The sequence below is a fragment of the Candidatus Edwardsbacteria bacterium genome, assembly GCA_018821925.1.
In the GTDB taxonomy this organism is placed as follows: Bacteria; Edwardsbacteria; AC1; order AC1; family EtOH8; genus UBA2226.
The window spans coordinates 41373-68280 of the sequence record JAHJLF010000077.1; the positions used below are offsets into that span (position 1 = coordinate 41373).

Annotated in this window: 25 protein-coding genes; all 25 read left to right on the forward strand. The window is 54.7% G+C overall.

Annotated elements, in window-relative coordinates:
* Positions 1-9: 9 nt before the first annotated feature.
* Complete coding sequence (locus KJ869_10150) at positions 10-2265, forward strand: sigma 54-interacting transcriptional regulator (protein MBU1577548.1); 2256 nt, start codon at positions 10-12, stop codon at positions 2263-2265.
* A gap of 171 nt (positions 2266-2436) precedes the next feature.
* On the forward strand, positions 2437-2886 hold the full coding sequence (locus KJ869_10155; GenBank protein MBU1577549.1) for a type II secretion system GspH family protein: 450 nt from the start codon (positions 2437-2439) through the stop codon (positions 2884-2886).
* A 24-nt stretch (positions 2887-2910) separates the two neighbouring features.
* Positions 2911-3276, forward strand: a complete 366-nt coding sequence (locus KJ869_10160) for a prepilin-type N-terminal cleavage/methylation domain-containing protein (protein MBU1577550.1) — start codon at positions 2911-2913, stop codon at positions 3274-3276.
* 23 nt (positions 3277-3299) lie between these two features.
* Entirely contained in the window at positions 3300-6464 is a 3165-nt protein-coding gene (locus KJ869_10165; GenBank protein ID MBU1577551.1) for a prepilin-type N-terminal cleavage/methylation domain-containing protein, read from the forward strand.
* 14 nt (positions 6465-6478) lie between these two features.
* On the forward strand, positions 6479-7834 hold the full coding sequence (locus KJ869_10170) for a pilus assembly PilX N-terminal domain-containing protein (protein MBU1577552.1): 1356 nt from the start codon (positions 6479-6481) through the stop codon (positions 7832-7834).
* Positions 7835-8152: 318 nt separating this feature from the next.
* Positions 8153-9382, forward strand: coding sequence for a hypothetical protein (locus tag KJ869_10175; GenBank protein ID MBU1577553.1), 1230 nt, complete (start codon positions 8153-8155; stop codon positions 9380-9382).
* Between the two features lie 135 nt (positions 9383-9517).
* Entirely contained in the window at positions 9518-10408 is an 891-nt protein-coding gene (locus tag KJ869_10180; protein MBU1577554.1) for an RnfABCDGE type electron transport complex subunit D, read from the forward strand.
* Between the two features lie 69 nt (positions 10409-10477).
* Positions 10478-11545: a recombinase RecA gene (gene recA / locus KJ869_10185; protein ID MBU1577555.1), complete on the forward strand. Its 1068-nt coding sequence runs from the start codon at positions 10478-10480 to the stop codon at positions 11543-11545.
* Between the two features lie 94 nt (positions 11546-11639).
* Complete coding sequence (locus KJ869_10190; GenBank protein ID MBU1577556.1) at positions 11640-12113, forward strand: recombination regulator RecX; 474 nt, start codon at positions 11640-11642, stop codon at positions 12111-12113.
* Positions 12114-12145: 32 nt separating this feature from the next.
* On the forward strand, positions 12146-12811 hold the full coding sequence (locus tag KJ869_10195) for a hemolysin III family protein (protein ID MBU1577557.1): 666 nt from the start codon (positions 12146-12148) through the stop codon (positions 12809-12811).
* A gap of 132 nt (positions 12812-12943) precedes the next feature.
* A complete protein-coding gene (locus KJ869_10200) occupies positions 12944-13693 on the forward strand; it encodes a hypothetical protein (GenBank protein MBU1577558.1) in 750 nt (249 codons plus the stop codon).
* Positions 13694-13798: 105 nt separating this feature from the next.
* A complete protein-coding gene (gene alaS, locus KJ869_10205) occupies positions 13799-16435 on the forward strand; it encodes an alanine--tRNA ligase (protein MBU1577559.1) in 2637 nt (878 codons plus the stop codon).
* A gap of 104 nt (positions 16436-16539) precedes the next feature.
* Positions 16540-16941: a hypothetical protein gene (locus KJ869_10210; protein MBU1577560.1), complete on the forward strand. Its 402-nt coding sequence runs from the start codon at positions 16540-16542 to the stop codon at positions 16939-16941.
* Between the two features lie 16 nt (positions 16942-16957).
* Positions 16958-17122 (forward strand): 4Fe-4S binding protein, encoded by a 165-nt coding sequence (locus KJ869_10215; GenBank protein MBU1577561.1) that lies wholly within the window; start codon positions 16958-16960, stop codon positions 17120-17122.
* Positions 17123-17186: 64 nt separating this feature from the next.
* Positions 17187-17930: a geranylgeranylglyceryl/heptaprenylglyceryl phosphate synthase gene (locus tag KJ869_10220; protein MBU1577562.1), complete on the forward strand. Its 744-nt coding sequence runs from the start codon at positions 17187-17189 to the stop codon at positions 17928-17930.
* Between the two features lie 263 nt (positions 17931-18193).
* Entirely contained in the window at positions 18194-18925 is a 732-nt protein-coding gene (locus KJ869_10225; protein ID MBU1577563.1) for an NTP transferase domain-containing protein, read from the forward strand.
* Positions 18922-19767 (forward strand): dTDP-4-dehydrorhamnose reductase, encoded by an 846-nt coding sequence (gene rfbD / locus KJ869_10230; protein MBU1577564.1) that lies wholly within the window; start codon positions 18922-18924, stop codon positions 19765-19767. The genes KJ869_10225 and rfbD overlap by 4 nt, the downstream gene beginning before the upstream one ends.
* A gap of 13 nt (positions 19768-19780) precedes the next feature.
* Positions 19781-20368 carry an SIS domain-containing protein gene (locus KJ869_10235; protein ID MBU1577565.1) on the forward strand — a complete coding sequence of 196 codons (588 nt, stop codon included), beginning with the start codon at positions 19781-19783 and terminating at the stop codon, positions 20366-20368.
* Positions 20369-21298, forward strand: a complete 930-nt coding sequence (locus KJ869_10240; GenBank protein ID MBU1577566.1) for a hypothetical protein — start codon at positions 20369-20371, stop codon at positions 21296-21298.
* Positions 21295-22314: a tRNA (adenosine(37)-N6)-threonylcarbamoyltransferase complex transferase subunit TsaD gene (gene tsaD, locus KJ869_10245; GenBank protein ID MBU1577567.1), complete on the forward strand. Its 1020-nt coding sequence runs from the start codon at positions 21295-21297 to the stop codon at positions 22312-22314. Before KJ869_10240 ends, tsaD begins: the two co-directional genes overlap by 4 nt.
* Positions 22311-22934, forward strand: coding sequence for a septum formation protein Maf (gene maf / locus KJ869_10250; GenBank protein MBU1577568.1), 624 nt, complete (start codon positions 22311-22313; stop codon positions 22932-22934). Before tsaD ends, maf begins: the two co-directional genes overlap by 4 nt.
* Positions 22898-23929: an S-methyl-5-thioribose-1-phosphate isomerase gene (mtnA, locus tag KJ869_10255; protein ID MBU1577569.1), complete on the forward strand. Its 1032-nt coding sequence runs from the start codon at positions 22898-22900 to the stop codon at positions 23927-23929. Before maf ends, mtnA begins: the two co-directional genes overlap by 37 nt.
* Positions 23930-24062: 133 nt before the next feature.
* The gene (locus KJ869_10260) at positions 24063-25532 is read left to right on the forward strand and encodes a tetratricopeptide repeat protein (protein MBU1577570.1); all 1470 of its coding nucleotides are present in this window, start codon (positions 24063-24065) and stop codon (positions 25530-25532) included.
* An 81-nt stretch (positions 25533-25613) separates the two neighbouring features.
* On the forward strand, positions 25614-26690 hold the full coding sequence (locus KJ869_10265; protein ID MBU1577571.1) for a Xaa-Pro peptidase family protein: 1077 nt from the start codon (positions 25614-25616) through the stop codon (positions 26688-26690).
* Between the two features lie 26 nt (positions 26691-26716).
* Positions 26717-26908: elongation factor P (locus tag KJ869_10270; GenBank protein MBU1577572.1), on the forward strand; the 192-nt coding region annotated here is incomplete at its 3' end.

Sequence of the window (26908 nt, forward strand, 5' to 3'; positions counted from 1 at the left end):
TGTTATGCTATGAAGCGCAAATGGTTAAAATACGAACGGGAGACCCGGTTGGTCGGGTTTCTGCTAGTGATGATTTTGTCGGTAGTGAACCTGGTTTCTATTTTAATGTTCAACTATTCGGTCAGGCAATACCGCTGGCAGATGGAGGGGCATTTGGCAGCCACTGCCCGGCTGGCAGCGGAAAGCTATCGGGGAAACCCGGGTCTTTCCGTGGACAGCATTGAGGCCAAGTGGTCGGCCCTGGCCAGCATCTCCGGCATCAGCGCCATCGGGCTGGCCGACAACAACGGCCAGTGGAAGGCGGCCAGCAACCGGTATCTATTGGAAGCCTATCTTTTTCCGGACGTGACTGATATTGAACAGGCAACCAGCTGGGGGAAATTAGCTCCTGGCAGAATGGTCTACAACCCAAATCGGGAGGGCTATGGATTTGTCAACTATTCCCTCAGGGAGGGCCTGAAAGGGAATATTCTGGTTATGCTGGCCCCGGCCGGCTTGCTGCCTTCGCTGGAATCCGGCGCCAGGTTGCAAAATATCTGGTCGGCCATAATCTTTCTGGCCGTATTGATCGGACTGTTTCTGTATCTGCGGCTGATATTCAATCCCTTCCGAAGCATGGCCGGGCTGGCCCGTGATGCTGCAGGGGAGGGGAAACTCCCGGGTTCCGATGTCGAGCTGGTGATGGATACATATCAAGGTATGATCACCGAACTGAGGCAGAAGGGGCGTGATCTGAATGATTTGTATGCCAAGGAGCGGGTGAGGGCTGATGATCTGGAACAGTTCAGCCGACAGATATTGGATAGCGTGGACAAAGGGATGATCAGCATTGACAATGCCGGGAAAATGCTGGCCTGCAACCCGGCGGCCAGGGACATCTTCGGCATCGCCGTCATTGAATCCTGCGCCGATATATTCAGCCGGGAGGAACTGGAGGCCATCGGCCGGGGCGCTAAACTTATGACCAAGGAACTGGAAAGCCCGGCCGGCCGGGCCAGGACCATCCAGGTGGAGATTAGCGACTTGAAAAATTCTGGCGGACAAAAGATGGGAAAAAACCTGGTGATATCGGACATCACCGATATCAAGAGGATGGAGGAACTGGAGGAGCTGTCCGAGAAATCGGCCCTGTTGGAAAGCGCCTCCCGGAACCTGCTGGCAAAGGTACAGCCGGGCCTGCAGGAGATAAAACAATCCCTGGAAAATTACTCCGGCGAAGCTGCCGGCCTGCAGTTAGAGAAACTGGAGAGATTGATCGCCGAGTACGGTCAGTATTTCAGTTATCGGGACCAAATAAGCGATCAGCCCAGATCGCCGGATATCGTCTTTGCCTCCGCGGCCATGCGGGAAGTTTTGAACCTGGCGGCCAGGGTGGCCCCGGCCGACAGCACGGTAATGATAACCGGGGATAGCGGCACCGGCAAGGAATTGATCGCCCGGGAGATCCACCGCCTGAGCCCCCGATCGGGAAAACCCTTTATCACCATAAACTGTGCGGCCCTGCCGGAAAATCTTCTGGAGTCAGAACTGTTCGGGTATGTCAAGGGCGCCTTTACCGGAGCCGGCCGCGATAAGCCCGGCCTGCTGAGGGCGGCCGAGGGCGGCAGTTTTTTCCTGGATGAGATCGGGGAGCTTCCCCTGGGCCTGCAACCCAAGATCCTTAGGGCCATCCAGGAGAAGGAGGTCACGCCGGTGGGCGGCACCAAGAGCATAAAGATCGACATCCGGCTGATAGCCGCCAGCAACCAGGATCTGGGAAAGATGGCGGCCGAGGGAAAATTCCGGCAGGATCTTTTCTACCGGCTGAATGTTTTTCCCATCTGCTTGAGTCCGCTTAACCAAAGGCCCGAGGATATCGAGCCGCTGGCCTATCATTTTATAGAAAAGCATAGTCTCAAAAATAAAAAGAAGATCGAATCCATCGATGCCGGAGCGCTGGCAGCCTTAAAGAAATACAACTGGCCGGGCAACGTCAGGGAACTGGAGAATGCCATAGAGAGAGCCATGCTGTTCGCCCGGGGCCGAAAGATAAATCTGGAGGACCTGAATATCGTACTGCCGCCCGATGATGAAATTGAAGTGAATGTTGGCGACGAGGGATTACTGTCCGTTTCGGCCAAAGCGGCGGCCAAGGCCGAAGCCGAATTGATCGAGAAGGTGCTGGCCCAGACCGGCGGCAATAAAAGCCAGGCCGCCCGCCGGTTGCAGATAAGCTACCGGGTGATGCTTAAAAAGATCAAGGATTACGGCCTGAATAAAGCTTAAGATTATTACCGGGAGGTCCATATTGTTACCTTCGGGTAACAATATTTAGGGTTTATGTCAAGCTGACTGAAACACAGGATGGTCTGCAGTATCTTGTTATCCAAGATGTTAAATGGCTGGCAAAGAGAATGGCATTAATATTGCTTATAAATAAATGGTGGAGGTAGGAAAATGAAAAAGAACGGGTTTTCCCTGATTGAGTTGATGACGGTGATCATAATTATTGGCATTATGGCCGGACTGACCGTTCCCGGTATCATGAAAAATATACCGCACAGGAAACAGAAGGATGCCCGCAGCCAGCTGTTCGGCGAACTGCACCTGATCCGCCAGATGGCAATGGGCAAGGATGTTTTCTATTGCCTGGATGTTATCAGCAGCACCCAGTACCGGGTATTTGTCGATAATAGCCTTTCCCCTAACGGCCTTTATGATGGCGGGGAAACGATACTACGGACAGTGCAGCTGCCATCGGGCATAACCTTCTCCAACACCACTTTTTCGGTCGGTTTTCGGCCTACCGGAGTGCTGATAAATAACACTATCAACGCCCTGGCCATTCAAAACACCGTTGGCTCCAGAGATACCATCTACATCATGCAGTCGGGCAGTATCTTTTAAAATTTTAAGGGAGGTTGGGAAACCATGAACAAGCATGGCATGTCACTTGTCGAACTGATGGTCTCCATTACCATATTATCCATAACTCTTTTGGGCATAGCGGCGCTTTTCCCACGGGGAATGGGACACACCACCCAGTCCCGGCTGCTGACTCAGGCTACCAACCTGGCCATGGAGAAGTCCGAGGAATTCGAAAGGATGCCCGCCACTCATGCCGACCTGACTTTGGGGGCCCATCAGGAAACCGTTGACGGATTTACCCGCGACTGGGTGATCACCAACGAAAACATCACCACCAAGATCAAACGGGCCGTCATCACGGTCACCTGGGTGGCCGGCGCCTCCACCATGAACAGCATCGGGACCACGGTTTTCCTGTACAAACCCTAAACTTTTAAATACAGAGGTATGTCATGAACAGAAAAGGGTTTTCTTTAGTCGAGCTGATGATTTCAGTGGTGGTGCTGGGGATTGTGATGGCAGCCGTAGTCACCATGATGATCAACAGCGACAAGGCCAAACGCAAGAATGAATCACTGATAGAGGCCCAGCAACAGGGTTCGGCGGCCATGGAGATGCTGGTCCGGGATATCCGCAGCGCCGGGTACGAAGTGGCCACCCTTAACGAACAGCCGATAATAGCCTACGCCATGCCGTTCGAGATCATATTCAACACCAATCTCAACCCATTTCCCGATAGTCTGGGCCTGAAACAGCCCCGGGCCTACGATCCGGGCATAAGCCCGCTGTGTCCCAATTATACCATCGGCGCCACTTTCACCGGAGGGGCCGAGACCTATCGCTACACCCTGGATTCCAACCACGACGGCATCTTCGGCGTGGCCGACCGCATCGATGATGCGGTGGAGCTGAGAACCCGAAATCCTGATGATTATGTGTTGATCCGCCAGACCTACGGCCGGATGGACGACAACACCAACAATGTCTATCCCAACCGGAATTTCGATATCGCCCTGGTGAGGGGCCCGGTGGCGGCCGACGACCAGGATATCATCCCCATGTTCCAGTATTGGTACCGGGATGTTGTCAGCAATGTGCTGGTGCTGTGGGGCGATACCGACGGAGACGAAGTGCTGACCGGGGTCGAGCGACTTTTCGCCAATCCCCCCCAGAACATTCTGATGAGCATCGAGATGATAACCATCACCGTCACCACCGAGACCCGGATACCAGTGGACAGAAACCAGTACCGCCGGGTGGTGGTGTCCACCACCACCAATCTGGCCAATGTGCCCAACACCAAAGCCAAATACGGCATCACTGGCAAACTTAAGGATGAATCTGGCGGCGGCATCGCTGGAGGCAAGGTCTATCTAAGTACCGGATCCATCCAGACCTCCAACGGCTCGGGGGATTATACCTTTGCGGTGGAGAACGGGATCTACGTAGTGACACCGGAGAAGCTGATAAACAGCGGCAGTTACTTTTATGTGCTGAAGAATCCCCAGGATTCGTCAGTGACGGTGGCCGACGCCGATGCGCCCAATGTCGATTTTCGCTATCAGAGCATCAGCAGCGGCGACATGCGGGATGTAGGCGGCAAGGTCTACAACGATTCTATTGTTCCCATTGGCGTAACGCCAGGTGTGCCTCCGGCGCCCGACACCGACGAGCGCGGGATAACCGGGGTGGTGGTGGCGGTAAAGGGAAAGCCGACCATTGCCGATTCCACCATCTTAAACATCAGCACCACCACCGATGCCCTCGGCGACTACCGGTTCACCCTGCCTCAGGGCATCTATACGATTACCGAGATAGATTCCCCCGGCTATTATTCCACCACCCCCAATATCGTGGTGGACACCCTAGGCGCCACCGATAATCTTAACGTAAATTTCGGCGATTCCCGCGCCGGCATGGGCACCATCAACATCAAGGTGTGGAATGACGCCGACAAGGACAGCACTTTGGACACCGGCGAACCCGGACTGGGCAACGTCTTCTGCATGGTGGTCAACACCAACAACGGCGACCTGGCGGGATCCGGGCGGACCGATGCCAACGGAGACCTGGTTATCAACCTGCCGGGCGACTCTTTATATACGGTGATGGAGATAGACCCCGATTCCATGATCTCCACCTGCGGTCTTTTCAGAGCGATAGGCTCCACCAGTTGGAGCGTCGCCAGTACCCTCAACCAGGTAGACAGCCTTTTTGTGCCCAAGGATTCCACCCGCTATGTGATGTTCGGCGACGTGGTGGGCTATGTGGCCATACCGCTGGGCCAGACCGAGCGGGTGCTGTCCATGATCCTGCCGGACCTGAGGGAATACCGGGAGCCCCCAGGGGATAGAAACAATCCGTTGTCCTATTCGGCCGACCCGGATATCGTGCTGGGAACGGTCAATACCACCGGGGCGGTATCCAACCTGCTTGTATGGTATAACCGCTATCAGAGCTCTGCCACCCCGGCCAGCGCATTGTTCCCGACAGCCTTCGATTCCTCCGCTAACCTTACCACCGACATTACCGCGTTGGCCGGCGGAGACATAAACTCCCATTTAGGCAGCACCACCGAGGATGTCATCTGCGGGCTCAAGGAGAACGTGGGGGCTTTTAATATCTCGGTAGGCCGCACCCACGACGGCGGCCTGACTGGCGCGAACTTCAACCGGGACAAAGGGCTTATGAGGGATGCCGTCCTTAATTATGCCACATCTACCCCGGTGAGCAATACCTCGGTGCTGGCACTGGGCACCGGAAACCTCACCCCCACCACCCTAACGACGCTCCGTTTGGATTTTGCCGCCGGCACCAAAGTTGCCGACAACGAAGGGCGGGTGGAGATATGGAAGAGCAACAGCGCCACCAATAACCCCCCCACTTTTACTTTGGACACCGTGATCGCCACCGCCGGCGGCGGGACCCCGCTAGGCGAGGTCCGAGCCCTGCTCCTGATGGATGTGGTGGATAGCACCGGCACTTTGGGCAGCGATCTGCCCAACAATTACCAGGACCTGATAATCGCCACCAAGACCGGAAGTTTCCCCACCTACACCGGGCAGTTGGTCATCTACCGCCGGGCCGGGTTAAACAAACGCTTCATCCACCAGGCGACCTATAACATCAGCGACGGATACATAAACGCGCTGGGGACCTATCGCTCCCGCGGCACCAGCTTTCCCAACGACATAATCTGCGGACTGAGGACCAACGGATCCACGGTGGACGACTACAAGGGCCGGCTGTCCCTGTGGTACAACAACAATGACGGCACCTTCGGCTCGACCGGAGCGCCCAACGTCTCCCGGGTGACCGAGGGTGAGGTGCTGTGCCTGAGCGCCAACAATCTTAACATAGATTACATGATTGATGTGGCGGTGGGCCTTAAGTTCGGCGAATATACCGGAGGCACCCGCTTCTACTACAACACCAGCGGCAGCCTGGCCCTGGCCGGCTCCGATCCCTCCGGCGGCAAGTACACCGGCGAGGTGGTGACCATCCGCTCCAAAACCCTCCGGCCCTATACCACCAAGGTCGACGTGGTGGTCGGCGAGCGGTTCCTGTCGGGCGGCGTGGGCTATGGAAGAGTAATCATCTACCATCATAAATATTAAAGAGGACAAAAGCCATGAAACGGATAAAAAATCAAAAGGGGGTGGCCCTGGTGCTGTCGCTGATGGTCATCTTGGTGCTGTCGGTGATGGCCAGCGGGCTGATGTTCAACATCATCAACGAAAAAACCATCACCGCCAACCGGATGCGCAGTTCCCAGGCACTGTTGCTGTCCAAAGCCGGCACCTCGGAGGCCATCGCCCGGCTGTCGCAGCAGCCTGGCACCACTTGGGGCATCGCCCAGGATATCTCCAGCGGCTCCCTTAACCCCGAGTGGCGCTGCTACATCACCCTGGATGCCGGCGGCTCACCCGAAGGTCCCATCGTTTACGCGCAGACCCTGCAGACCGGGACCGCGCTTCAGTACAGCACCAACCGCAACGCTTTGGGCGACACCTTCTCCACCCTGCAGGTACGCTACAAGAGGATCGATCTGAACGGCGACGGCGCCATCACCAACGACGAGGTGTACTTTTATGACTACAAGCGGGAGATGGTGGTGCTGGGCAGGACGAGTCCCACTCCGGTTGACGCCTATCCGATATGGGAGATCATCTCCACCGGGCGGGTGGGCAATTCGCGCCGGACCATGGTGACCGAGGTCAGCGTGCCCAGTTTTAACACCCGGACCAGGGCCGGATTAAGCAGCAAGGCACCGGTTACCGGAAACGGCAATGCCGACGTCTGCGGACATGACCATCCGCAGACCACCCCCTATAATTTAAGCCCGCCCAACTGCTTTACCCTGACTACCGCCCAGCCCCATGGCTGGCACGTAGCAGCCGAGGACTCGCACGGCATAGCGGCCAACAGTTTTGCCAATCTCGCCCCCAAAGCCACCTGCACCCAGGCCGGCTGCTTGCCCGGGATAGAGACCAACGCTACATTTGATAATGTCGGCGCCAACCGCAAGGCCTGGGGCAATCCCGATGTTGTTGAAAACTCCACCTCGCCCATCTATCCGATATGGGAGATGCTGGGAATGGAAGAGACGGCCTGCAAGAACCTGCCCTGGGGCAATAATATGTATCCGGTTACAGGCCTGGTGCGGGTGGGGTCCCCCGGCACTACCACCATGTATGCCGGGGGCGGCTCCGGGCTGCAGCATGACGGCATCCTGTGGGTCCTGGGAAACCTGCATTCCGCCTCAAACATATCGTTCAAGGGCTTGATCTACATCGAGGGCAATTATCAGTCCGGCGGCACCACCTGGGTGCTGGGGGGTATCGTGGTGCAGGGCGCCACCCAGACCTCCATCACCGGCAGCATCGATGTGCTCTATTCCAGCCAGACCTTGGCCCGGGTGTCCCGGCTGGCCAATGCCGCCGGGATGGTGGTGCTTAGCCAACGTGAGGTTGACCAAAAATTTTAAACAGCTTCCTCAAAAAAGGTGATTTCCAGCTTGCTGGAAGTCGCCTTTTTTATTTGACTTTTATTTGATAGTGTCTTATACTTAACAAGTTAGTTTTAGTGTAACTTACGAAACCAGTCGCGGTGAAAACGTTTTGATTGCCAACTTTAATATTTTATGATTTTTGTGGCCTGCCTATGCCGTCCGCTTACGCTTTATATTATGGCTTCCGCGAGTGCCATAGCTTTAGCGGAGGCACTAACTACGCTTGGCATAAAAGCACGGCTTCGTGCAGGCAGGCCGATCAAGGAAATGATTATGCAAGTATCAAGTATATAGATGAAAAATTCCATCACCGGCGGCTGGCATTGGCCGGCCAAAATGTTCTGCTATAAAAAGCCCATAGAAAATTCCGACCGGCCGGATTTTCTGACCATACCCCTGTGGCGGGGCGGCAAGGCCTCGGTTTTCCCCGGGGACTGGGTCCATGCCTACGATGCCATCGGCTATAATTCAAAGGGCCTTCCGGTTTATGCCCCGCTGGCCGGGCAGGTGGAGAGAGTGGAGGACTTTCTCGATCTGGTGGCCCGGCCCAAGAATTTTGATTTCCCCCGGCTGACGATTTATCTGCAGGTGTCGGAGGCCCAGCATCAGCCGAATGTTGTGCTGGAGCCGTTTCCCAATTACTGGGAGAAGACACGGGGCGATCTGGGCCATCGGATATGGGAGGCCGGGATCAGGGATCTGCAGGAACCGCCGGATATAGGCCTACTGATATTCAACGGCCTGAGCCTGGAGCCGCCGGTATCAGGCAATATCCGCCTGTTGCGGGAGGTCCCGGAGAAACTGATAGAGGGAATGCGGGTCCTGATGCAGGTTCACCGTTCGGTGCGGGGGAGGGTGGTCATTTCCTCCGACATGCCGGATCTGATAGAGCGGATGAAGGTGCTGTTGACCAGCGCGGTGAATATATCGGTGGATATCGTGGAGCCCAAATATCCCCAGGGTCATATGAGCCTGCTGAAGGATAATTTCCCCGGATCCGCCAGCTCCCGGGTCTACGGCCTGGAGGAGGTGTGGAACATCCGGCAGGCGGTGATCGAGGGATTGCCGATGGTCTCCAAACTGTGCACCGTCTGGGACCAGACCTCCGGGCAGTCGGCCAATGTCCGCCTACCGCTGGGTATAAACATGGAGCAGATATTCAAGCGCGACCTGTCGCGCTACCGCAAGATCAAGCTGATCCTGGGCGGGCTGATGACCGGGCAGAGCTATTACAGCCCGAAGATGCCGGTGACCCCGGACACCGACGGGGTGATCATGATGAAGGACGACGTTTCCTGGGAGAACAACCTATGCAGCAACTGCGGGGAATGCTCCAACATCTGCCCCCGGAACCTAAGCCCCCACTGTCTCTATGCCGCGGTCGGCAGCGGCGAAAGGAACAAATATTCCGCCCTGGGCCTGGGGACATGCCTGGAGTGCGGGCTGTGCAGCTTCGTCTGCCCGTCGCGAATTCATCTGCTGCATCAGATCAAGGTAGGCAAAACGATGATGAAGGGCAGTTGACGCGGCAGTGTCTCTCGGGGAGGGTTATCCAGGCTTGGATTCCCGTCGGAGTTTATCCCGCACCGTGATGCGGGACGGGAATGACACGTTGCGATATTTATTCGTCGGAGCTATAACCAAAAGGAACTGATTTTGATGTTCAACGTATCGTTGTGGCCCCATATTCGTACCCGCTTTGACTGGAAACAGCTGGGCTTCCGCAGATTCATTGCCCTGCTGCCGCTGGCCGGCTTCGGCCTCTACCTTTGGGGATGGGGCTTGGCATCATCGCTGTTGTTGTCCCTGTTCCTGGGGTTGGTCTGGCACATCTATGCTTTAAAAAAAGGCCGCCGGAAAAGAACGGATTTTTGGTTCGTCAATGATGCCATCCTGATAAACCTTATGATGCCGGCAGGCATCGGCTGCTTGATCCCGGCCGGACTGACGGTGGTCTGCGGGATGCTGCGAACCTACGTCAGGGATCGGGAGTACGCCTATCCCCTGAACTTTCCCCTGGTGCTGGCGCTGCTGGTCCTGGCGGCGGGCAATTATTTCGGCGGGGAAACAAGCCTAAACAACTTCATCGGGCGGGGGGCCGTTTTTAGCGGCCGGTTGTATTTCCTTTCCGGGTGGCTGCCGGTAGGGCTGACGGTTCTGTTCTCGTTTTTATTCCTCAACCGGCTTTACAAATGGAGAATATTGCTGGCCGGTCTGTTGATGCCCCTGACCTTTCTTTATCTGCAATACCGGGCTTACGGGGGGCTGGAAATATTCCAATTGTCATGGATGGTCAACCTTTTTCTGTTTTCGCTGGGGGTGCTGGGCGCCGACCATATGTCAACCCCGGCCAGGCACTGGGGGCAGTATTGGTACGGAATGCTCTGCGGCATCCTGATATTCCTGTTCTCTTTAAAGGGGCTGATGCTGGAGGGGATTCTGTTCGCTCCGGTCATTGCCGGACTGGCCACGCCCCTGCTGGACAAGCTGGGCGGGGTGGCTTTGCGCCCGGCCGAAACATTCAACCTGCCAGGAGATTCCGGGGTTTGACCAACCCAAAACGATATGCTAAAATAAATTAAAATAGGTTAAACCTATTATTTTGAGAGGAGTATGAAAATGGCAGAGGGCGAAAAAGCAAAAGCCTTGGATCTGGCAGTATCGCAGATCGAAAAACAGTTCGGCAAGGGCGCCATAATGAAATGGGGCAGCCGCGACGCCGGGGTCAATGTGGAGGTGATATCCACCGGCTCCATATCGCTGGACTATGCCCTGGGGGTGGGCGGCGTGCCCCGCGGCAGGGTGGTGGAGATATACGGCCCGGAGGCCTCGGGCAAGACCACCCTGGCCCTGTCCATAGTGGCCCAGGCCCAGAAGAATGGCGGCACCGCCGCCTATATAGACGCCGAGCATGCCCTGGATTCCAAATACGCCCGGGCCATGGGGGTGGACGTGGACAATCTGCTGATCTCCCAGCCGGACACCGGCGAGGACGCTTTGGAGATCACCGAGACCCTGGTCCGCAGCAACGCCATGGATGTGATCGTGATCGATTCGGTGGCGGCCCTGGTGCCCAAGGCCGAGATCGAGGGGGACATGGGCGATTCCCACATGGGCCTGCAGGCCCGGCTGATGTCCCAGGCCCTGCGCAAACTGACGGCGGTGGCCAACCGCTCCAAGACCTGCATCGTATTCATCAACCAGATCCGGATGAAGATCGGGGTGATGTTCGGCAACCCCGAGACCACCCCGGGCGGCCTGGCCCTGAAATTTCATTCCTCGGTCAGGATGGACATCCGCCGGATAGAGACCATCAAGCAGGGCGACCAGATGATCGGCAACCGGGTGAGGGTAAAGGTGGTCAAGAACAAGATGGCGCCGCCCTTCCGGAACACTGAATTCGAGATCATCTTTGGAGAGGGCATCTCCTACGCCGGAGACCTGATGGACCTGGCGGTGGAGAACAACGTCATCGAGAAAGCCGGGGCCTGGTTCTCCTACCAGGGCGAACGGCTGGGGCAGGGCCGGGACAACATCAAGACCATGCTCAAGCAGAATCCCGATCTGTTGCAGAAGATAGAGATCGAACTTAAGGCCAAGCTCAATCAGCCGGCCGGGCAGAAGACAGAAGATAAGGACCCGGAGAAAGAGGAGAAGGAAGAGCCCAAGAAGCGGGGGCGGAAATAAATCGTACGATTGTTATGCTTAGAGATACGAGGACCATACGATTGTCAAACAATGGTATGACGACAGTGTCACTACCGTATCGCAACGTTAAATAATGGATATAAATAAAGCCCGGAATTACGCCCTGCGGCTGTTGGCGCTGCGCGGCCGCTCGGTCAAGGACATCAGGGACAAGCTCAAGGCCAGGGCGGCCTCCCCGGCGGATATTGATCTGGTGATAGATGATCTGCTGTCGCTGGGGCTTTTGGACGATGAGAAATTCGCCCGGGACTGGATCGAGAACCGGCAGCACTTCCGGCCCACCGGCGTGGTCCGTTTGCGGCAGGAGCTTTTTGCCAAGGGGATAGACCGGGAGATAGTTGACCAGGCCATCCGGGAGTATAAAAGCAATGTGGACGAGTTCCCTGCGGCCCTGGACCTGGCCCGGAGAAAGATGAAGCTTTACCGCAAGCTGGACGCCGACACTGCCAGGCGTCGCTTGGCTGGGTTTCTGGCTCGCCGGGGGTACGAGGGCTCGGTAGTATCCAAGGTCTTGAAGACATTGCTGAAGGAAAATATTTTAGAATGATCCAAACTACCATCCGGCGCTGGCTCAAGCTAATGACTGCAGTGCGGGACGCCGATGCAGATTCGGTGGAACGCTACACGCCGGGCGAGGAGACCACCAACGCTATCCTGCACGGGGTGGGGCTGGGGCTGGCCATTGCGGCCCTGGTGGTATTGGTGGTGCTGGCCAGCCTGTCCGGGAACGCCTGGCACATAGTCAGCTTTAGCATCTACGGCGCGACCCTGGTGTTGCTTTATTTATCGTCGACTCTGTATCACGGTTTTTACGCTGGGCGGGCTAAGCAATTGTTCCGGATCTTTGACCACTCGGCAATATTTCTTCTGATAGCCGGGACCTACACCCCGATCGCGCTGATCACCCTGCATGGCCGGCTGGGCTGGACGGTGTTCGGCGTGGTGTGGGGCATAGCGGCGGCAGGAATAGTGGGCAAGGCTTTTTGGGCGAATCGTTTTGCGGTGCTGTCCACGTTATTATACCTGGCGATGGGTTGGATAGTGGTGATCGTGGCCAAACCACTGCTGACGAACCTCAACACAGCCAGCCTGGTGTTCCTGGGGGTGGGAGGGCTGTTCTACACGCTGGGGACGGTGTTCTACCTGTGGCGCAAGTTAAAGTTCCACCACGCCATCTGGCACCTATTCGTGCTGGCCGGGAGCATCTGTCACTTTTTTACCATACTGTTTTTGCTGCCGAAATAAAGAGGATAATGAAATAGGGTGCTGATTGTGGTAATTTCTAATTATAGATATCTTAGATTTCGTTCCTAACTATTATTTTATGCTTTATAAATTAACATGCGCAATCACATAATAAATAAATACGGCGCTTATGTGCCAGACAAAGCTACGTTGTCATTCTTAAAGTTTACTTCCGAATTAGGAATTTGTGAATTATTGATGGTATACATTAATATTGCCGAGGAACTTTTATCTACAAATAATGAATTTGTTGTTGAAAGATTAACCCGGATATACCAGGATCAAGAAAATGAACTGTCGAATGAATTAGTGAAATTATTAACAAAAAACGGTGCAGAAAGTTTTACCCAAAGTAAATCATATGAGCATTACTTTTGTCAAATGGCGTTTAGTAGATCAATAGATAACCTGATAACTTATTTTAAAGACATACTTGCTGAAGTGATTAATATAAAGCCAGAAATACTTAAATCAAACGAAACGATCAATTATGAATTTGTTCTTAGTTTTGATGATATTAATGAATTAAAAAATGCCTTAGCAGAAAAGAAAATTGAGGAGCTTTTCTATGGCGGTGTTATAAATATAAAAAATTATTTTGAAAAACGTTTAGGTGTAATTCTATTTGACAAACAAGATGCATTTGATCAAATTAATTACATAATAAAAATACGTAATTTAATTGTGCATAATAGGGGTATGGTTAATAGTGAATTCAAAAAGGAATTTCCGTTGGTGTCGCAGAAGGTAGGTGATTCCTATAGTTTCAAGTATGAAGAAATATCTAAACTTAATTTAGATATACAAAATTTCATAGCATATACTGATGACAAAATTGGATCAAAATTTAATTTGCCGTTGTTGGATAATCTGCCCGGGTGATTTTTGACTAGTGTGAAATGCTGAAAGCGAAATATCGGTAACAAAACCAGTACTATTTAGTCCGATTGATCCGTAGCACAAAATAAAATAAAAACATTCAAACCCATGCAAACATCAAATCAAATACGTCAATCATTCCTGGATTTCTTCAAATCCAAAGGCCACACCATCGTGCCGTCCGATTCGGTGGTGCCGTCGGACGATACCACCTTGTTGTTCACCAACGCCGGAATGAACCAGTTCAAGAAGATCTTCCTGGGGCTGGAGGACCGGGGCTACAAGCGGGCGGCCGACAGCCAGAAGGTCTTGCGGGTCTCCGGCAAACATAACGACCTGGAGGAGGTGGGCCGGGACCATACCCATCACACCTTCTTCGAGATGCTGGGCAACTGGTCCTTCGGCGACTATTACAAGAAGGAGGCCATCTCCTGGGCCTGGGAACTGCTGACCGGGGTCTGGAAACTGCCCAAGGACAAACTGTACGCCACGGTCTACGTCAACGACGAAGAGGCTTATAATTTTTGGAAGACCTTGACCGATATGGAGCCTTCGCACATCAGCCGTCACGGCGAGAAGGATAATTTCTGGGAGATGGGCGAGACCGGCCCCTGCGTGCCGTGCTCCGAGATCCACATGGACATGGGCCAGGGCAGCTGTCCCAAGGAGGGAAAGGACGGCCACATATGCGGGGTCAACGTTGATGGTTGCGGGCGTTTTGTGGAGATCTGGAACTTGGTGTTCATCCAGTACGACCGGGGACCTGACGGGAAACTGACCGAACTGCCCAGCAAGCATGTGGACACCGGGATGGGCTTCGAGCGCATCGTCCGGGTGATGCAAAAGAAAAATTCCAACTATGACACCGATCTTTTCTATCCCGTCATCAAGGCGGTGGAGAAGATATCGGGTAAAACCTACGGCCAGGGACAGACCGACGTTTCCTTCAGGGTGGTTGCCGACCACATCCGGGCCCTGATCTTTACCATCGGGGACGGTGTGCTGCCGTCCAACGAGGGCCGGGGCTACGTGATCCGGCGGATCCTGCGGCGGGCGGCCCGGCACGGGCGCCTGCTGGGGCTGACCGAGCCGTTCCTGTATAATCTGGTGCCGGGGGTCATAGATATCATGGGCCAGGCTTATCCCGAACTTAAGCCCCGGACCGAACACATTGCCATGGTCATCAAAAACGAGGAAGAGACTTTCGTTTCCACCATTGCGGTGGGGCTTACCAAATTGCTGGAATCGGCCGCGGCCATCACCCTCCCCAATGACAAATCCATACCCGGGGAAGTGCTGTTCAAACTCTACGATACCTTTGGTTTCCCCATAGACCTGGCCCAGGAGATCGCAACGGAACAGGGACTGACCCTCGATCTGGACGGGTTCAATAAGGCCCTGGAACAGCAGAAGGAGCGGGCCCGGGCGGCCCGGGGCGAGGTGTCCTACTCTGTTCAGAAGAGCGTGGACTATCCCTCCTGCATTTTCGTGGGCTATAACAATCTGGAGCAAAAATCCAAGGTCACCGGGATATTCATCAAAGAACTGGCCATTGACCAGGCCGAGAAGGGCCGGAAAGTTGACATCACCTTGGAGAACACCCCGTTCTATGGCGAGGGCGGCGGACAGGCTGGCGACGTGGGAATTTTGGAGAATCCCAACTGCCGGATAAAGATTCTGAACACAGTCAAGACCTTCAACGGGTCCACGGTGCATCAGGCCGAGATCGTTTCCGGCACGATAAAGGTCAAGGATGAAATCACGGCCACGGTAGACCAGCAGGCACGACTGAGCACCGCCCGGCACCATACAGCCACCCACCTGTTGCAGGCGGCCTTGCAGCAGATAGTGGGCAAGCATGTCCAACAGCAGGGTTCGATGGTCAGCCCGGAGCGCCTGCGGTTCGATTTCACGAATTTTACCGCCCTGGACCAGATGCAATTGGACGAGGTGGAGCACTTAGTCAACCGCAAGATCATGGACAACCTTCCGGTGGCCGACCGGCACATGAAGCTGGCCGAGGCCCAGCAGACCGGGGCCATGGCCCTGTTCGGCGAGAAATACGGCGAGGAGGTCCGGGTGATCTCCTGCGGCGATTTCTCCAAAGAACTGTGCGGTGGCACTCATGTTAAAAACAGCGGCGAGCTGGGGCTGTTCCGGATAATAAAAGAAGAAGCCATCGCCTCTGGGGTGCGGCGGATCGAGGCCGTGGCCGGCGAGGCCGCCTACCAGCAGATCAAACAGGATCAGCTGCTGGTGTCCGAAATCCAGGACCGGCTTAAGGCCAACCGCGAGGACATCGTCAAGAAGCTCAATGCCCAGATGGAGGAGCTGAAGACTCTGGAGAAGGCCAAGAAGGATGTGGCCAGACAGCAGCAGGGTGGTATGGTCGAAGGGTTGGTTAAAGAGGTTAAAAAAGTCAAAGATGTTGAATTGCTGGTCAAACTGCTGGATGGCCTTTCCCAGGACGACATGCGGGAGATGGCCGACAAGCTGCGGATGAAACTGCCGGGCGGAGTCATAATTCTGGCCAGTACGGACGACGGCAAGTTCGGGTTCACTATCGCGGTGGGGGACCATCTGGTCAAGGCCAAGAAATATATGGCCGGTGATATCGCCAAGCAGATCGCCGCGATCACCGGCGGCAAGGGCGGCGGCCGGCCACAGCTGGCCCAGGTGGGCGGCAAGGACGACGGGAAGCTGAAGGAGCAGATGGGGAAAATAGAGGGGACCATTTTCACTTAGTCCGGTAATCGTCATTCTGAGATTGGCACATTGCCTTGATCAAAACGCTGGTTCCCGAAGGACACGAATTTGCACAAGGTTTATAAAGCTGTTAGCATATTAAAATGAATTTGAGAATCCATGCAGATGAACTGCCAGTAACTGTGCTTGAAGCTGTGGGGTTCATGGCGAACCATGCGATTTTGCGAGTCGCTGACGTGAAGCACGACCCTGAGGCGCGAACGGTCACATTCCCTTTAAATCGTTTCCCCATTACTGGTAAGTCGATTTTTACTGGAACACGTCACGCGAAAACCGCGGTACGCTGTCGAGTAACATTTCGCAACGTTGTGGGCTATAAGATCGATCAGCACACCAAAGAGATGGAAACCATCAATTTAATTTTTGGTTTCAAGATCAAACGGAATGAAATATACCTCTGCTCAGCCGAAGAGGACCAAGGTGTACCTTGTTTCGAGTTGAGGTGTCAGATAAACTTCCTGGATATTGAGATCAAAGATGAGTGATAATAATACAACTCGGATGATCACCATTCACAAACAACTCTGCGGAAATTGCGGCTTATGTTCCGGAATCTGCCCGGCGCTGGCCATCATTCTTCACGGCTGGGGCCTGGAGATTGACAAAGATAAATGCATCTCCTGCGGAAAGTGCGTAACAGTCTGCCCCACCGGGGCGCTGACCTGACCTCTTTTTTTCCCTCTCCTAAAGCATTAGGAGAGGGGTAGGGGTGAGGTTGAAAGGAAATTTTATGTTCTACGATTATCTATTAAAGACCGCCAAAGCCAAGGGCGCGGCTTTTGTGGTGCTGGTGGATCCCGACAAGGTCAAGCCGGCCCAGGCCGTGAAATTGGGAGGCATATTCCAGAATGAAGGGGTGGATGCCGTTTTCCTGGGCACCAGCCTGCTGATGTCGGATCAGATCAGTCTTATTGCCAAAGCATTGAAAAGAAATTTCAAACGGCCGATAGTGATATTCCCCGGCAGCGCCTATCAGGTGACCAAAGAGGCCGATGCCCTGCTGTATCTCTCGCTGATCAGCGGGCGCAACGCCAACCTGCTGATAGAGGAGCAGGTCAAGGCCGCCCCGATGGTCAAACGCTCCGGGCTGGAGGTGATTCCCACCGGCTATATGTTGATAGAATCCGGAAAACTGACATCAGCCACTTACATGAGCCATTCGATTCCCATCCCACATGACAAGCCGGACATCGCAATGGTTCACGCCCTGGCGGCCAGATATCTGGGCATGAAGCTCATCTACATGGATGCCGGCAGCGGCGCCCTGTCGCCGGTATCGGAGAAGATGATCAGCGGAGTGGCCAAGTATGCCGATCTGCCGGTGGTGGTGGGCGGGGGGATAAAGGATCCCGAGACCGCCGGGATAAAAGCCCGGGCCGGAGCCACCGCTGTGGTCATCGGGAATGTGCTGGAAGGAAAAATGCAGAAAGATATCATTGGCAGTTTTGCCAGAGCCATTCATTATAAGGACTAACCACGGAAACACTAAATGCCGAAAGTTACGGAACTGAATTGAATTTATTACTTCGGCGGGTAATAGATCAATAAACCTTACCTGTTTATGAACGTTCTTTTTGTCATGCCATTGAAAAATAGCATCCAGGCCTGGATTCCCGCTGGAGTTTATGCTGAATGCAATGAAGTGCGGGAATGACACATTGTACTATTTATCCGCCGAAGTAATAAATTCCGTGTTTCCGTGGTAAAGTAAAAATAATATTATCAGAAAGGCTCCATATGAAAGGCGTAATTTTAGCCGGCGGGCTGGGAACCCGGCTCCGCCCGCTGACCAGCATCACCAACAAGCATCTTCTCCCGGTGTACGATCGGCCCATGATCTACTATCCCATCCAGACCCTGGTGCAAGCCGGGATCAAGGACATCATGCTGGTAACCGGGGGAAATGCGGCCGGAGATTTCCTTCGTCTGCTGGGAAACGGCGAGGAGTTCGGCCTCAAGCACATCAATTACACCTACCAGCGACGCGAGGGTGGCATCGCCGAGGCCCTGGGCCTGTGCCGTCACTTCGTGGGAGACGACAAGGTGGTGGTGATGCTGGGCGACAATATTCTGGACGGATCCATCAAGAAAGCTGTCAGCGATTTTCAGAAACAGGATTCGGGGGCCAAGATATTCCTTAAGACGGTGGCCAATCCCCGGGAATACGGGGTGGCCGAGGTCAAAGGCCGGCTGGTGAAGAACATTGTGGAGAAACCCCGGAATCCCAAGAGCAATTACGCCGTGATCGGCATCTACATGTACGACTCCCAGGTGTGGGACATCCTGAAGACCTTGAAGCCATCGGGCCGGGGCGAGCTGGAGATCACCGACGTCAACAACGCCTTCATCAAAAAAGGCCAAATGACCTACGAGATCATCAAGGGCTGGTGGGGCGACGCCGGATCATCCATCGAGGACCTGTGGGTGGTTAACCAGTTCATAGGGCAAAGGGCCAGGAACAAAAAATGAAGATTTTAGTCACCGGAGCCAAGGGGATGCTGGGCACCGACCTGTGCCTTGAGCTGGCTGGCGATCATCAGGTGACGGGCATCGATATCCAGGATATTGATATTACCAGTGAAGAGGCCATTAAAAAAATCATTGGATATCATCCGGAATTTATCATCCATTGCGCCGCCATGACCAATGTTGACGGTTGCGAGAAGGATCCCGATACCGCTTATGCCGTCAACGGTCTGGGGACTAAAAATGTGGTTCTGGCCTGCCGGCAGCTTGATATTCCCGTGCTGTACATCAGCACCGATTTCGTGTTTGACGGCGCCAAGGGCGAACCCTATTGCGAATGGGACCAGCCAAACCCGCTGGGACATTATGGAAGGTCCAAGCTGGAGGGCGAGAATCACGTCAGAGAACTGTTGAAAAAATTCTACATCGTCCGCACTTCCTGGCTGTACGGGAAACAGGGCAGGAATTTCGTCAGCACCATACTGGCCAAGGCCCGGGAGACCGGAACGATAAAAGTGGTCAATGACCAGGTGGGGTCGCCCACCTATGCCAGAGACCTTTGCCGGGCCATCGCCAGGCTGATCTCCAGCAATAAATACGGCACCTATCATCTGTCAAACTCCGGCGCCTGCAGTTGGTTCGATTTTGCCAAAAGGGCAGTGGAACTTTCCGGGACTAAAGCCGAGGTTCTGTCTATTTCTTCGTCCGATTATCCCACCCCCACCAAGCGCCCGGCCTTTTCTGTTTTACGAAATTTTTGCTGGGAGAGGACCTTCGGGGAAACATTAAGGCCCTGGGAGGAAGGTTTAAAGGATTATCTCAAGGAAACTGGGTATATCAAATAACAGTAAAGGATATATGAAAAATATAAATATCACCTTGGCTCAATTGCGGCGGGAAATGCTGAAAAGCGCCCAGGCCCTTATCGATACGGCGGAAAATTCAGCGGCTGATATAATCAAAGCGGCCGATATTATTGCCGGCGCGTTTAAAAAAGGCAAAAAACTTTTAATCTGCGGGAACGGGGGAAGCGCCGCCGACAGCCAACATATTGCGGCCGAGCTGGTGGTCCGCTTTCTTAAGGAAAGGAAGGCCCTGCCAGCCATCGCCCTGACCACCGATTCCTCGATCATCACCTCCGAGGCAAACGACCATAGCTTCGACACGGTTTTTTCCCGCCAAGTGGAAGCCTTGGGCAAAAAAGGGGATGTACTGTTGGCCATCACCACCAGCGGGAGGTCGCCCAATGTTATCGAAGCGGCTAAAGCCGCTAAGAAAATGGGGCTGGTTGTTGTCGGGCTGACCGGCCCGGCTTCCGGCACCTTGGGGAAATATTGCCGGGTATGCATAAAGGCTGCGGGAGATAAAACATTCCGAATCCAGGAATCCATGCTGATGGCCGAGCACGCCATCTGCGATCTGGTGGAAAAGGATTTTGTAAAATAAATGAAGATTACTGGGAATAAATATAAAATATTCAGAAACCTGGATATCAGGATAGTATCACTGGTGCTGGCTGTTACCCTGTGGTTGTATGCCTCCACCGAAAGATATTATAAACTTACCTTTCATTGCCCGGTGGAGGTCAAAAATATCCCCCCGGGGTATTCCCTGGCCCGGTGCCTGCCTTCGGTGACCTGCGACATCGAGGCCAGGGGAAAGGACCTGGTCGCTTTTCAGTTCAAAAAACCGACTGTGGTGATCGATGCCGAGAATCGCCAGATCAAAAAATTCAAGGTTAAGCTTACCCCGAATCACCTGGTTCTGCCTTTCCGGCTCAAGGTCCGGTCGGTTCAGTTCCTGGACCAAGAAATGGAAATAAACCTGGATCGCCAAACCGAGAAAGTAGTCAACATCCTGCTTGACCTGGTGGGCGACCCGGCGGACGGGTTCGTGCTTTCCGACAGCATTCGGTATGAACCGGCTTCGGCTCTGTTGAAAGGGCCGGCCCGGCAGCTGGAGATGCTGGATGCCATTTATTCGGCCCCCATAAGGGTTGAGGGCTTTTCGGAAGGAACATTGGTAAGGTCGGCTTTGATGCTACCGGATTCCTGCCTTTTCGCAGTCAGCCCCGAATCCATCGATGTATTTCTCCGGTTTGAGAAGAGCGGGGAGCGGGTGTTTAAAAACATACCGTTATCGGTTATCAACCGGAGCAGAGACTACCTGGTCAGTTTCGCCCCCGGCACCATAGACTTGGTGGTGTCCGGGCCCAGAAATATTCTGGACGCTTCAAAACAATCCGACCTGAAAATAACCCTTGACCTGAAGGATCTCCCGCCGGGCAAGCACCAGCTGCAGGCCACCATCGAATTGCCGGATAAACTGGTGCTGATCGCCGCCAGTCCCAAGGATTTCGAGGTCAACATCCGATGATGGTACTGGGGATCGAGAGCTCCTGCGATGAGACCTCGGCCAGTCTGGTGCAGGACGGAAAGATCGTTTTAAGCAACGTGATCTATTCTCAGCTGATCCACCAGCAATACGGCGGGGTGGTGCCGGAGCTGGCGGCCCGGGATCATCTGAACCGGGTATCCCAGGTGGCGGAGGAAGCTTTGACCAAAGCCGGGATTGACCATGGCCGACTCGATCTGATAGCGGTCACCAACAAACCCGGCCTGGCCGGGGCCCTGCTGGTGGGGTACAGCTACGCCCAGGGACTGGCCATGAGCCTGGGAAAACCGCTGGTTCCGGTGAATCACGTGGCTGGCCACATCTATACCGCTTTTTTAAGCCGGCCGGATCTTGATCTGCCGCTGGTGGCACTGGCGGTCTCCGGCGGACATACCTCGCTGTTTTACATGGACCGCGATCAAAAAATATCCCTGCTGGGCCAGACCCTGGACGATGCCGCCGGCGAGGCTTTCGATAAGTCCGCCAAGATGATGGGGCTGGGCTATCCCGGCGGTCCGCTGATAGAAAGCCAGGCGGCGAAAAATAAGATCAAGCCGGTGAAATTTCCGCGGGCCCTGTTGGGGCAGGACAGCCTGGATTTTTCGTTCTCCGGCCTGAAGACGTCGGTGCTTAATTACCTGCAGAGCCGGGGGGCCGGTGCTCTTTCGGAAGAGGAGACCTCCTCCATCTGCGCCGGTTTTCAGGAGGCGGTATTTGAAGTGCTGATAGAAAAGCTGCGAAGGGCCTCACTCCTGACGAACTGCCAAACCCTGACGGTGGGTGGGGGTGTGGCGGCCAACGGAGCCTTGCGGGGTAAACTCCAGTTATTTGCCGAGCGGGAGAAAAAAACCATGATACTTCCCGGGCGGGAGCTTTGCACCGACAATGCCGCCATGATCGCCTGTTGTGGTTACCATCTTTACCGTAATTCGTCCGATAAACAATTTGAATATAAAGTGAGCGCCAGGGCAGTTTGGCCAAGATATCAAACTTCATGAATTGGCCGGCTTTGTTGCTGGCCTCGGCCTCGCCCCGCCGCAAGGCCCTGTTGGAGGGGCTGGGGGCGGATATCATCATCAAACCAGCCGAGGTGGATGAGGAGAACTGCGGTTTCTCCGACCCCCAAAAGATAGCGGAATACCTGGCCGAACAAAAGGCCATGTTCTTGGGGAAAAAATGGCGGGCATCCTTCGGCACCCGCCTGATCCTGGCGGCGGATACGGTGGTGGCCTACCGCCACCATGTTTTGGGAAAGCCGGCGGATGAAAAGGATGCCCTGCGGATGATCAAACTCTTATCCGGCCAGTGGCACCAGGTATATACCGGCCTCTGCCTGTATGATCCGGCAAGGAAAATAAAACTCACCGGCCATGAGATGACCAGGGTCAAGTTCCGCAAGCTGTCCCTTCCGGAGATAAATAAATACATTGCCACTGGCGAGCCGATGGACAAGGCCGGGGCCTACGGGATCCAGGGACTGGGCTCGCTGCTGGTGGAGAGGATAGACGGCTGCTACTTCAATGTGATGGGGCTGCCCCTGGTCAAACTGGATAAGATGATACAGAGAATGGAATATTTGAGATGCAAAAAGTCATCGCCTGGCAGAACGGCACGATAAAATTATTGGACCAACGGCGATTGCCGCTGAAAGCCGAATATCTGGCCTGTAAAAAAGTAGAACAACTAGCGGTGGCCATCGAAGGGCTGGCGGTACGGGGCGCTCCGCTGATTGGGATTGCCGGGGCATATGGCCTGGTGCTTGGCATCTGGCATTCCAAAACAAAAAATATCTCGGCCGATTTCCGGAAGAGTTATCTGAGGATAAAAAGGACCCGGCCCACCGCGGTCAATCTTTTCTGGGCTTTGGGCAGGATGGAGACCCGGTTCAATTCCCTTATCAAGTCCGGCGTCAAGGCCGAAGCGCTTAAGAAGATGCTACTGCAGGCCGCACAGGGTATCCACCATGATGATGCCGTGACCTGCGGTCTGATCGGCAGATACGGGGCGGAGCTGATTAAAAAGAACTCGGTGATCATCACCCACTGTAACACCGGGGCGCTGGCCACCGGGGGGATCGGGACCGCTCTGGGCATCATTTCCACCGCTCACAAAACGGGCAGGGTAAGATCGGTCTACGTCGATGAGACCCGCCCCTTGCTTCAGGGGGCCCGGCTGACGGCCTGGGAGCTGAGCCGGCAGAAGATCCCGGCCACCCTGATCTGTGATAACATGGCGGCCTCTCTCATGGCGGCGGGTAAGATCGACTGCGCCATAGTGGGGGCCGACCGGATATGCGCCAACGGGGATTTTGCCAATAAGATCGGCACCTACAGCCTGGCGGTCAATGCCCGTTATCACGGCGTTCCCTTCTACGTGGCTGCGCCGCTTTCGACCTTCGATGTCGCTTTGTCTGACGGAAGCCGGATCCCCATCGAGCAGAGAAAGCCCGATGAGGTCAGGCAGTTCGGCCGATGCCGCATCGCTCCCGAAAAGATAGCTGTTTTCAACCCGTCATTCGACGTCACCCCCGGCAAGCTGGTAACCGCCATGATCACCGAAAGGGGGGTTATCCGGCCGCCCTTCGGCAGGTCAATTAAAGGGATATCAGGTTGATCTTGGGCAAGCTATATCGGGCGAAAAATGTTGACAAACCAGACCGGTAAGCATATAATATCACTATGACTTAGATTTTATTCGGCCCATTGATCCCCACTTATCAATTCGTAAACTAAATGGAGTTATGGATATGGCCCAGGAAAACATAAAACTTTCTCCGGAGATCGAACAGCTCAGCGAAAAACTGCAGGCTGACCCCAAATCGAGGGTCTTTGCCCAGCTGGCCGATGCCTACCGGAAATCGGGTCTTCTTGATGAAGCGATAGACACGGCCAAGAGGGGTCTGGAGAACCATCCTAATTATGCCACCGCCCATCTGATACTGGGCCGCTGTTATCTGGCCAAGGGAATGTACGCCTTGGCCCGGGAGGAATTCGAGCTGACCATCAAGAACGATATGCAGAGCCTGGTGGGCTATAAATTGCTGGGCGAGACTTATGAAAAACAGAACATGTATCCCGAGGCCCTGAAGTATTACCAGATGGTCCTGGATATGGAGCCGTCCGATGCCGAGCTGGCGGAAAAAATAACTAACCTTAAAAGCTTGAAACAGCCCGAGCCACAGGCGGAAGCCGCTCCGGCCGAGCCCGAACCAGCCGCCCTGCCGGTTGCCGAGGCTGCCGAAACGACACCAGCCGAAACACCGATGGCCGAGCCGATAATTGCGCCGGCTGAGCCGGTGATCGAAGCTTCTGCTCAGGAGATGCCCGCCATGCCCGAGGTCCTGCTGGCTGAAGAGGAAAAGGCCGCCGAGAAGGAATCGCCGGAGATCGCTTTGCCGGTAGTGTTAAACGAAGATCCCGTTGCGGAAGTTGAAACCACTCATCAGCCGATTCCGGTTACAGAAGAAGCGAAAGCGGAAATAACCGAGGCCCCGTTGGTTGTGGCAGAAGTCATGACCGTTCCCTCCGAACCAGAGCCGGAGGCCACAGAAGCCGAACCCCAGGGCCCCACCAGCACCCTGGCCGAGATCTATGTTCAGCAGGGTTTTCTGGAGAAGGCCATAGATATTTACAAGGAACTGGTCGCCGCCCAGCCGGATAATGAGGAATATAAGAACCGGATGGATGAGCTTTTGGAGAAGGCCTATCCGGAAGAAGCCCCGGCCATTGCCGAGCCCATAGAGGCACCAATGGAAGCGGCGGCAGAAAAGACCGAAGAGAAGCCTGCTCCAGTCGTGACGGAAGTTGAACTGCCGGCGCCGGCCGAGGAACTTAAGCCAACGCCTGAAGCCGCACCGGTCGACGATCCCTTTGCCCAACTGTTCGGCTCGCCCGATAAAAAGGAAGAACCTGTGACCGAACCGGTCATTTCTGAAATTTCTGCGCCGGCTCCTGCCCAGGAGATAGAACCCTCAACGGCCGCCGCTCCCGTGGCAGAGGAGAAAACTCCGGAGCCCTCCGGGGATGATTCGGGCATGGATTTCGGCGCCCTGTTCAACGATGCCGGGACAATCCCGTCCCAGCCGGAGGAGGCCGCTCCGGCCGCCGAGCCGTCCCAGCCTGTGGCCGAAGCCAAACCTGCGGAGAAAACCAGCAGCAGCGATGACGATGATACGGTAAGCAGCTTTCAGTCCTGGCTGTCACAGATCCAAAAGTAACCATATCCTGACGGCGATAGTTTTAAAAGAACCACGGGGGCGGGCCACCTCCGCTGATGAAATATTTAGGAGTTACACTTAATGGTCAACAACCGTATCGATAACATTAAAAAAGCCCTGCGTCTGAAGAAGCTGGATGCCATGCTGTTCACCAATCTGCTTAACATCAGGTACCTGGCGGGATATTCGGGCAGTTCCGGGATGCTGCTGGTGAATCCCCGGGGGGCTGATTTTTTGACCGATTTCAGGTATAAGGAACAATCGGCCAAGGAGGTCAAGAACGCCAGGACCACCATAATCGTCAACAGTCTGCTGGAGGAGCTCTCCCGCCTGCCTGCCTTTGTAAAAGCCAAAAAGATCGGCATCGAGGAACAGAACCTAAGCTATGCCCAGTTTTTGCAGCTGCAGAAACTGGGCCCCAAGAAGAAATTCATCCCGGTAAGCGGGATGGCCGAAAATCTGCGCCAGGTGAAAACCAGCGATGAGATCCAGAAGATCGCCAGGGCCGCCCAGATAGCTGATCTGGCCTTTGCCAAAATAATAAAATTCATCAAACCCGGCCTGACCGAGAAAACGATTGCGGCCCAGTTGGACCATACCTTGAAGATGCTGGGATCCACCAACCCCTCGTTCGACAGCATAGTGGGCTCGGGGCCCAACGGAGCGTTGCCCCATGCCCAGCCCGGCGAGCGCAAGGTGCGAAAAGGCGATTTCATCGTGCTGGATTTCGGGGCCATTTTCCAGGGCTATCACTCTGATATGACCCGGACGGTGTGTCTGGGCAAACCATCCGAAAAGCACCTTAAGATATACGATATCGTCACCAAAGCTCAGGCCGCCGGGCTAAAGGCCGTCAAGGCCGGAGTCAAAGGCCGGGAGGCCGATCTGGCCGCCCGTAAAATCATCAATGATGCCGGCTATGGTAAATACTACGGACACGGTCTGGGGCACGGCGTGGGTCTGGCGGTTCACGAGGCTCCCGGGGTGGGCATGAAGTCCGAAAACCCCCTCCCAGAGAATTCCATTGTCACCGTCGAGCCGGGCATCTACCTGCCGGGATGGGGCGGAGTGCGGATCGAGGACCTGGTGGTGGTCGCCAAGGGGGGCTGCCGGATATTGAGCAGATCGACCAAAAAATTAATAACCATCAAAGCATAGAACGGACACAATCAAGGAGGTAAGTTTTGGCATCCACAGCAGATTTCAGGACCGGCATGGCGCTGAATATAGAGGGGGTTTTGTTTTACCTGGTGGAGTTCCAGCACGTCAAGCCCGGCAAGGGCGGAGCTTTTGTCCGGACAAAATTGAAGAACGTCAGGACCGGCGCGGTGATCGACCGTACCTACCGCTCCGGGGAATTGATAACCGAGGTCAGG

Coding starts and splice junctions, on each gene's coding strand:
- KJ869_10150 (MBU1577548.1), top strand. CDS start 10: ATGAAGCGCAAATGGTTAAAATACGAACGGGAGACCCGGTTGGTCGGG.
- KJ869_10155 (MBU1577549.1), top strand. CDS start 2,437: ATGAAAAAGAACGGGTTTTCCCTGATTGAGTTGATGACGGTGATCATA.
- KJ869_10160 (MBU1577550.1), top strand. CDS start 2,911: ATGAACAAGCATGGCATGTCACTTGTCGAACTGATGGTCTCCATTACC.
- KJ869_10165 (MBU1577551.1), top strand. CDS start 3,300: ATGAACAGAAAAGGGTTTTCTTTAGTCGAGCTGATGATTTCAGTGGTG.
- KJ869_10170 (MBU1577552.1), top strand. CDS start 6,479: ATGAAACGGATAAAAAATCAAAAGGGGGTGGCCCTGGTGCTGTCGCTG.
- KJ869_10175 (MBU1577553.1), top strand. CDS start 8,153: ATGAAAAATTCCATCACCGGCGGCTGGCATTGGCCGGCCAAAATGTTC.
- KJ869_10180 (MBU1577554.1), top strand. CDS start 9,518: ATGTTCAACGTATCGTTGTGGCCCCATATTCGTACCCGCTTTGACTGG.
- recA (MBU1577555.1), top strand. CDS start 10,478: ATGGCAGAGGGCGAAAAAGCAAAAGCCTTGGATCTGGCAGTATCGCAG.
- KJ869_10190 (MBU1577556.1), top strand. CDS start 11,640: ATGGATATAAATAAAGCCCGGAATTACGCCCTGCGGCTGTTGGCGCTG.
- KJ869_10195 (MBU1577557.1), top strand. CDS start 12,146: ATGACTGCAGTGCGGGACGCCGATGCAGATTCGGTGGAACGCTACACG.
- alaS (MBU1577559.1), top strand. CDS start 13,799: ATGCAAACATCAAATCAAATACGTCAATCATTCCTGGATTTCTTCAAA.
- KJ869_10210 (MBU1577560.1), top strand. CDS start 16,540: ATGAATTTGAGAATCCATGCAGATGAACTGCCAGTAACTGTGCTTGAA.
- KJ869_10215 (MBU1577561.1), top strand. CDS start 16,958: ATGATCACCATTCACAAACAACTCTGCGGAAATTGCGGCTTATGTTCC.
- KJ869_10220 (MBU1577562.1), top strand. CDS start 17,187: ATGTTCTACGATTATCTATTAAAGACCGCCAAAGCCAAGGGCGCGGCT.
- KJ869_10225 (MBU1577563.1), top strand. CDS start 18,194: ATGAAAGGCGTAATTTTAGCCGGCGGGCTGGGAACCCGGCTCCGCCCG.
- rfbD (MBU1577564.1), top strand. CDS start 18,922: ATGAAGATTTTAGTCACCGGAGCCAAGGGGATGCTGGGCACCGACCTG.
- KJ869_10235 (MBU1577565.1), top strand. CDS start 19,781: ATGAAAAATATAAATATCACCTTGGCTCAATTGCGGCGGGAAATGCTG.
- KJ869_10240 (MBU1577566.1), top strand. CDS start 20,369: ATGAAGATTACTGGGAATAAATATAAAATATTCAGAAACCTGGATATC.
- tsaD (MBU1577567.1), top strand. CDS start 21,295: ATGATGGTACTGGGGATCGAGAGCTCCTGCGATGAGACCTCGGCCAGT.
- maf (MBU1577568.1), top strand. CDS start 22,311: ATGAATTGGCCGGCTTTGTTGCTGGCCTCGGCCTCGCCCCGCCGCAAG.
- mtnA (MBU1577569.1), top strand. CDS start 22,898: ATGCAAAAAGTCATCGCCTGGCAGAACGGCACGATAAAATTATTGGAC.
- KJ869_10260 (MBU1577570.1), top strand. CDS start 24,063: ATGGCCCAGGAAAACATAAAACTTTCTCCGGAGATCGAACAGCTCAGC.
- KJ869_10265 (MBU1577571.1), top strand. CDS start 25,614: ATGGTCAACAACCGTATCGATAACATTAAAAAAGCCCTGCGTCTGAAG.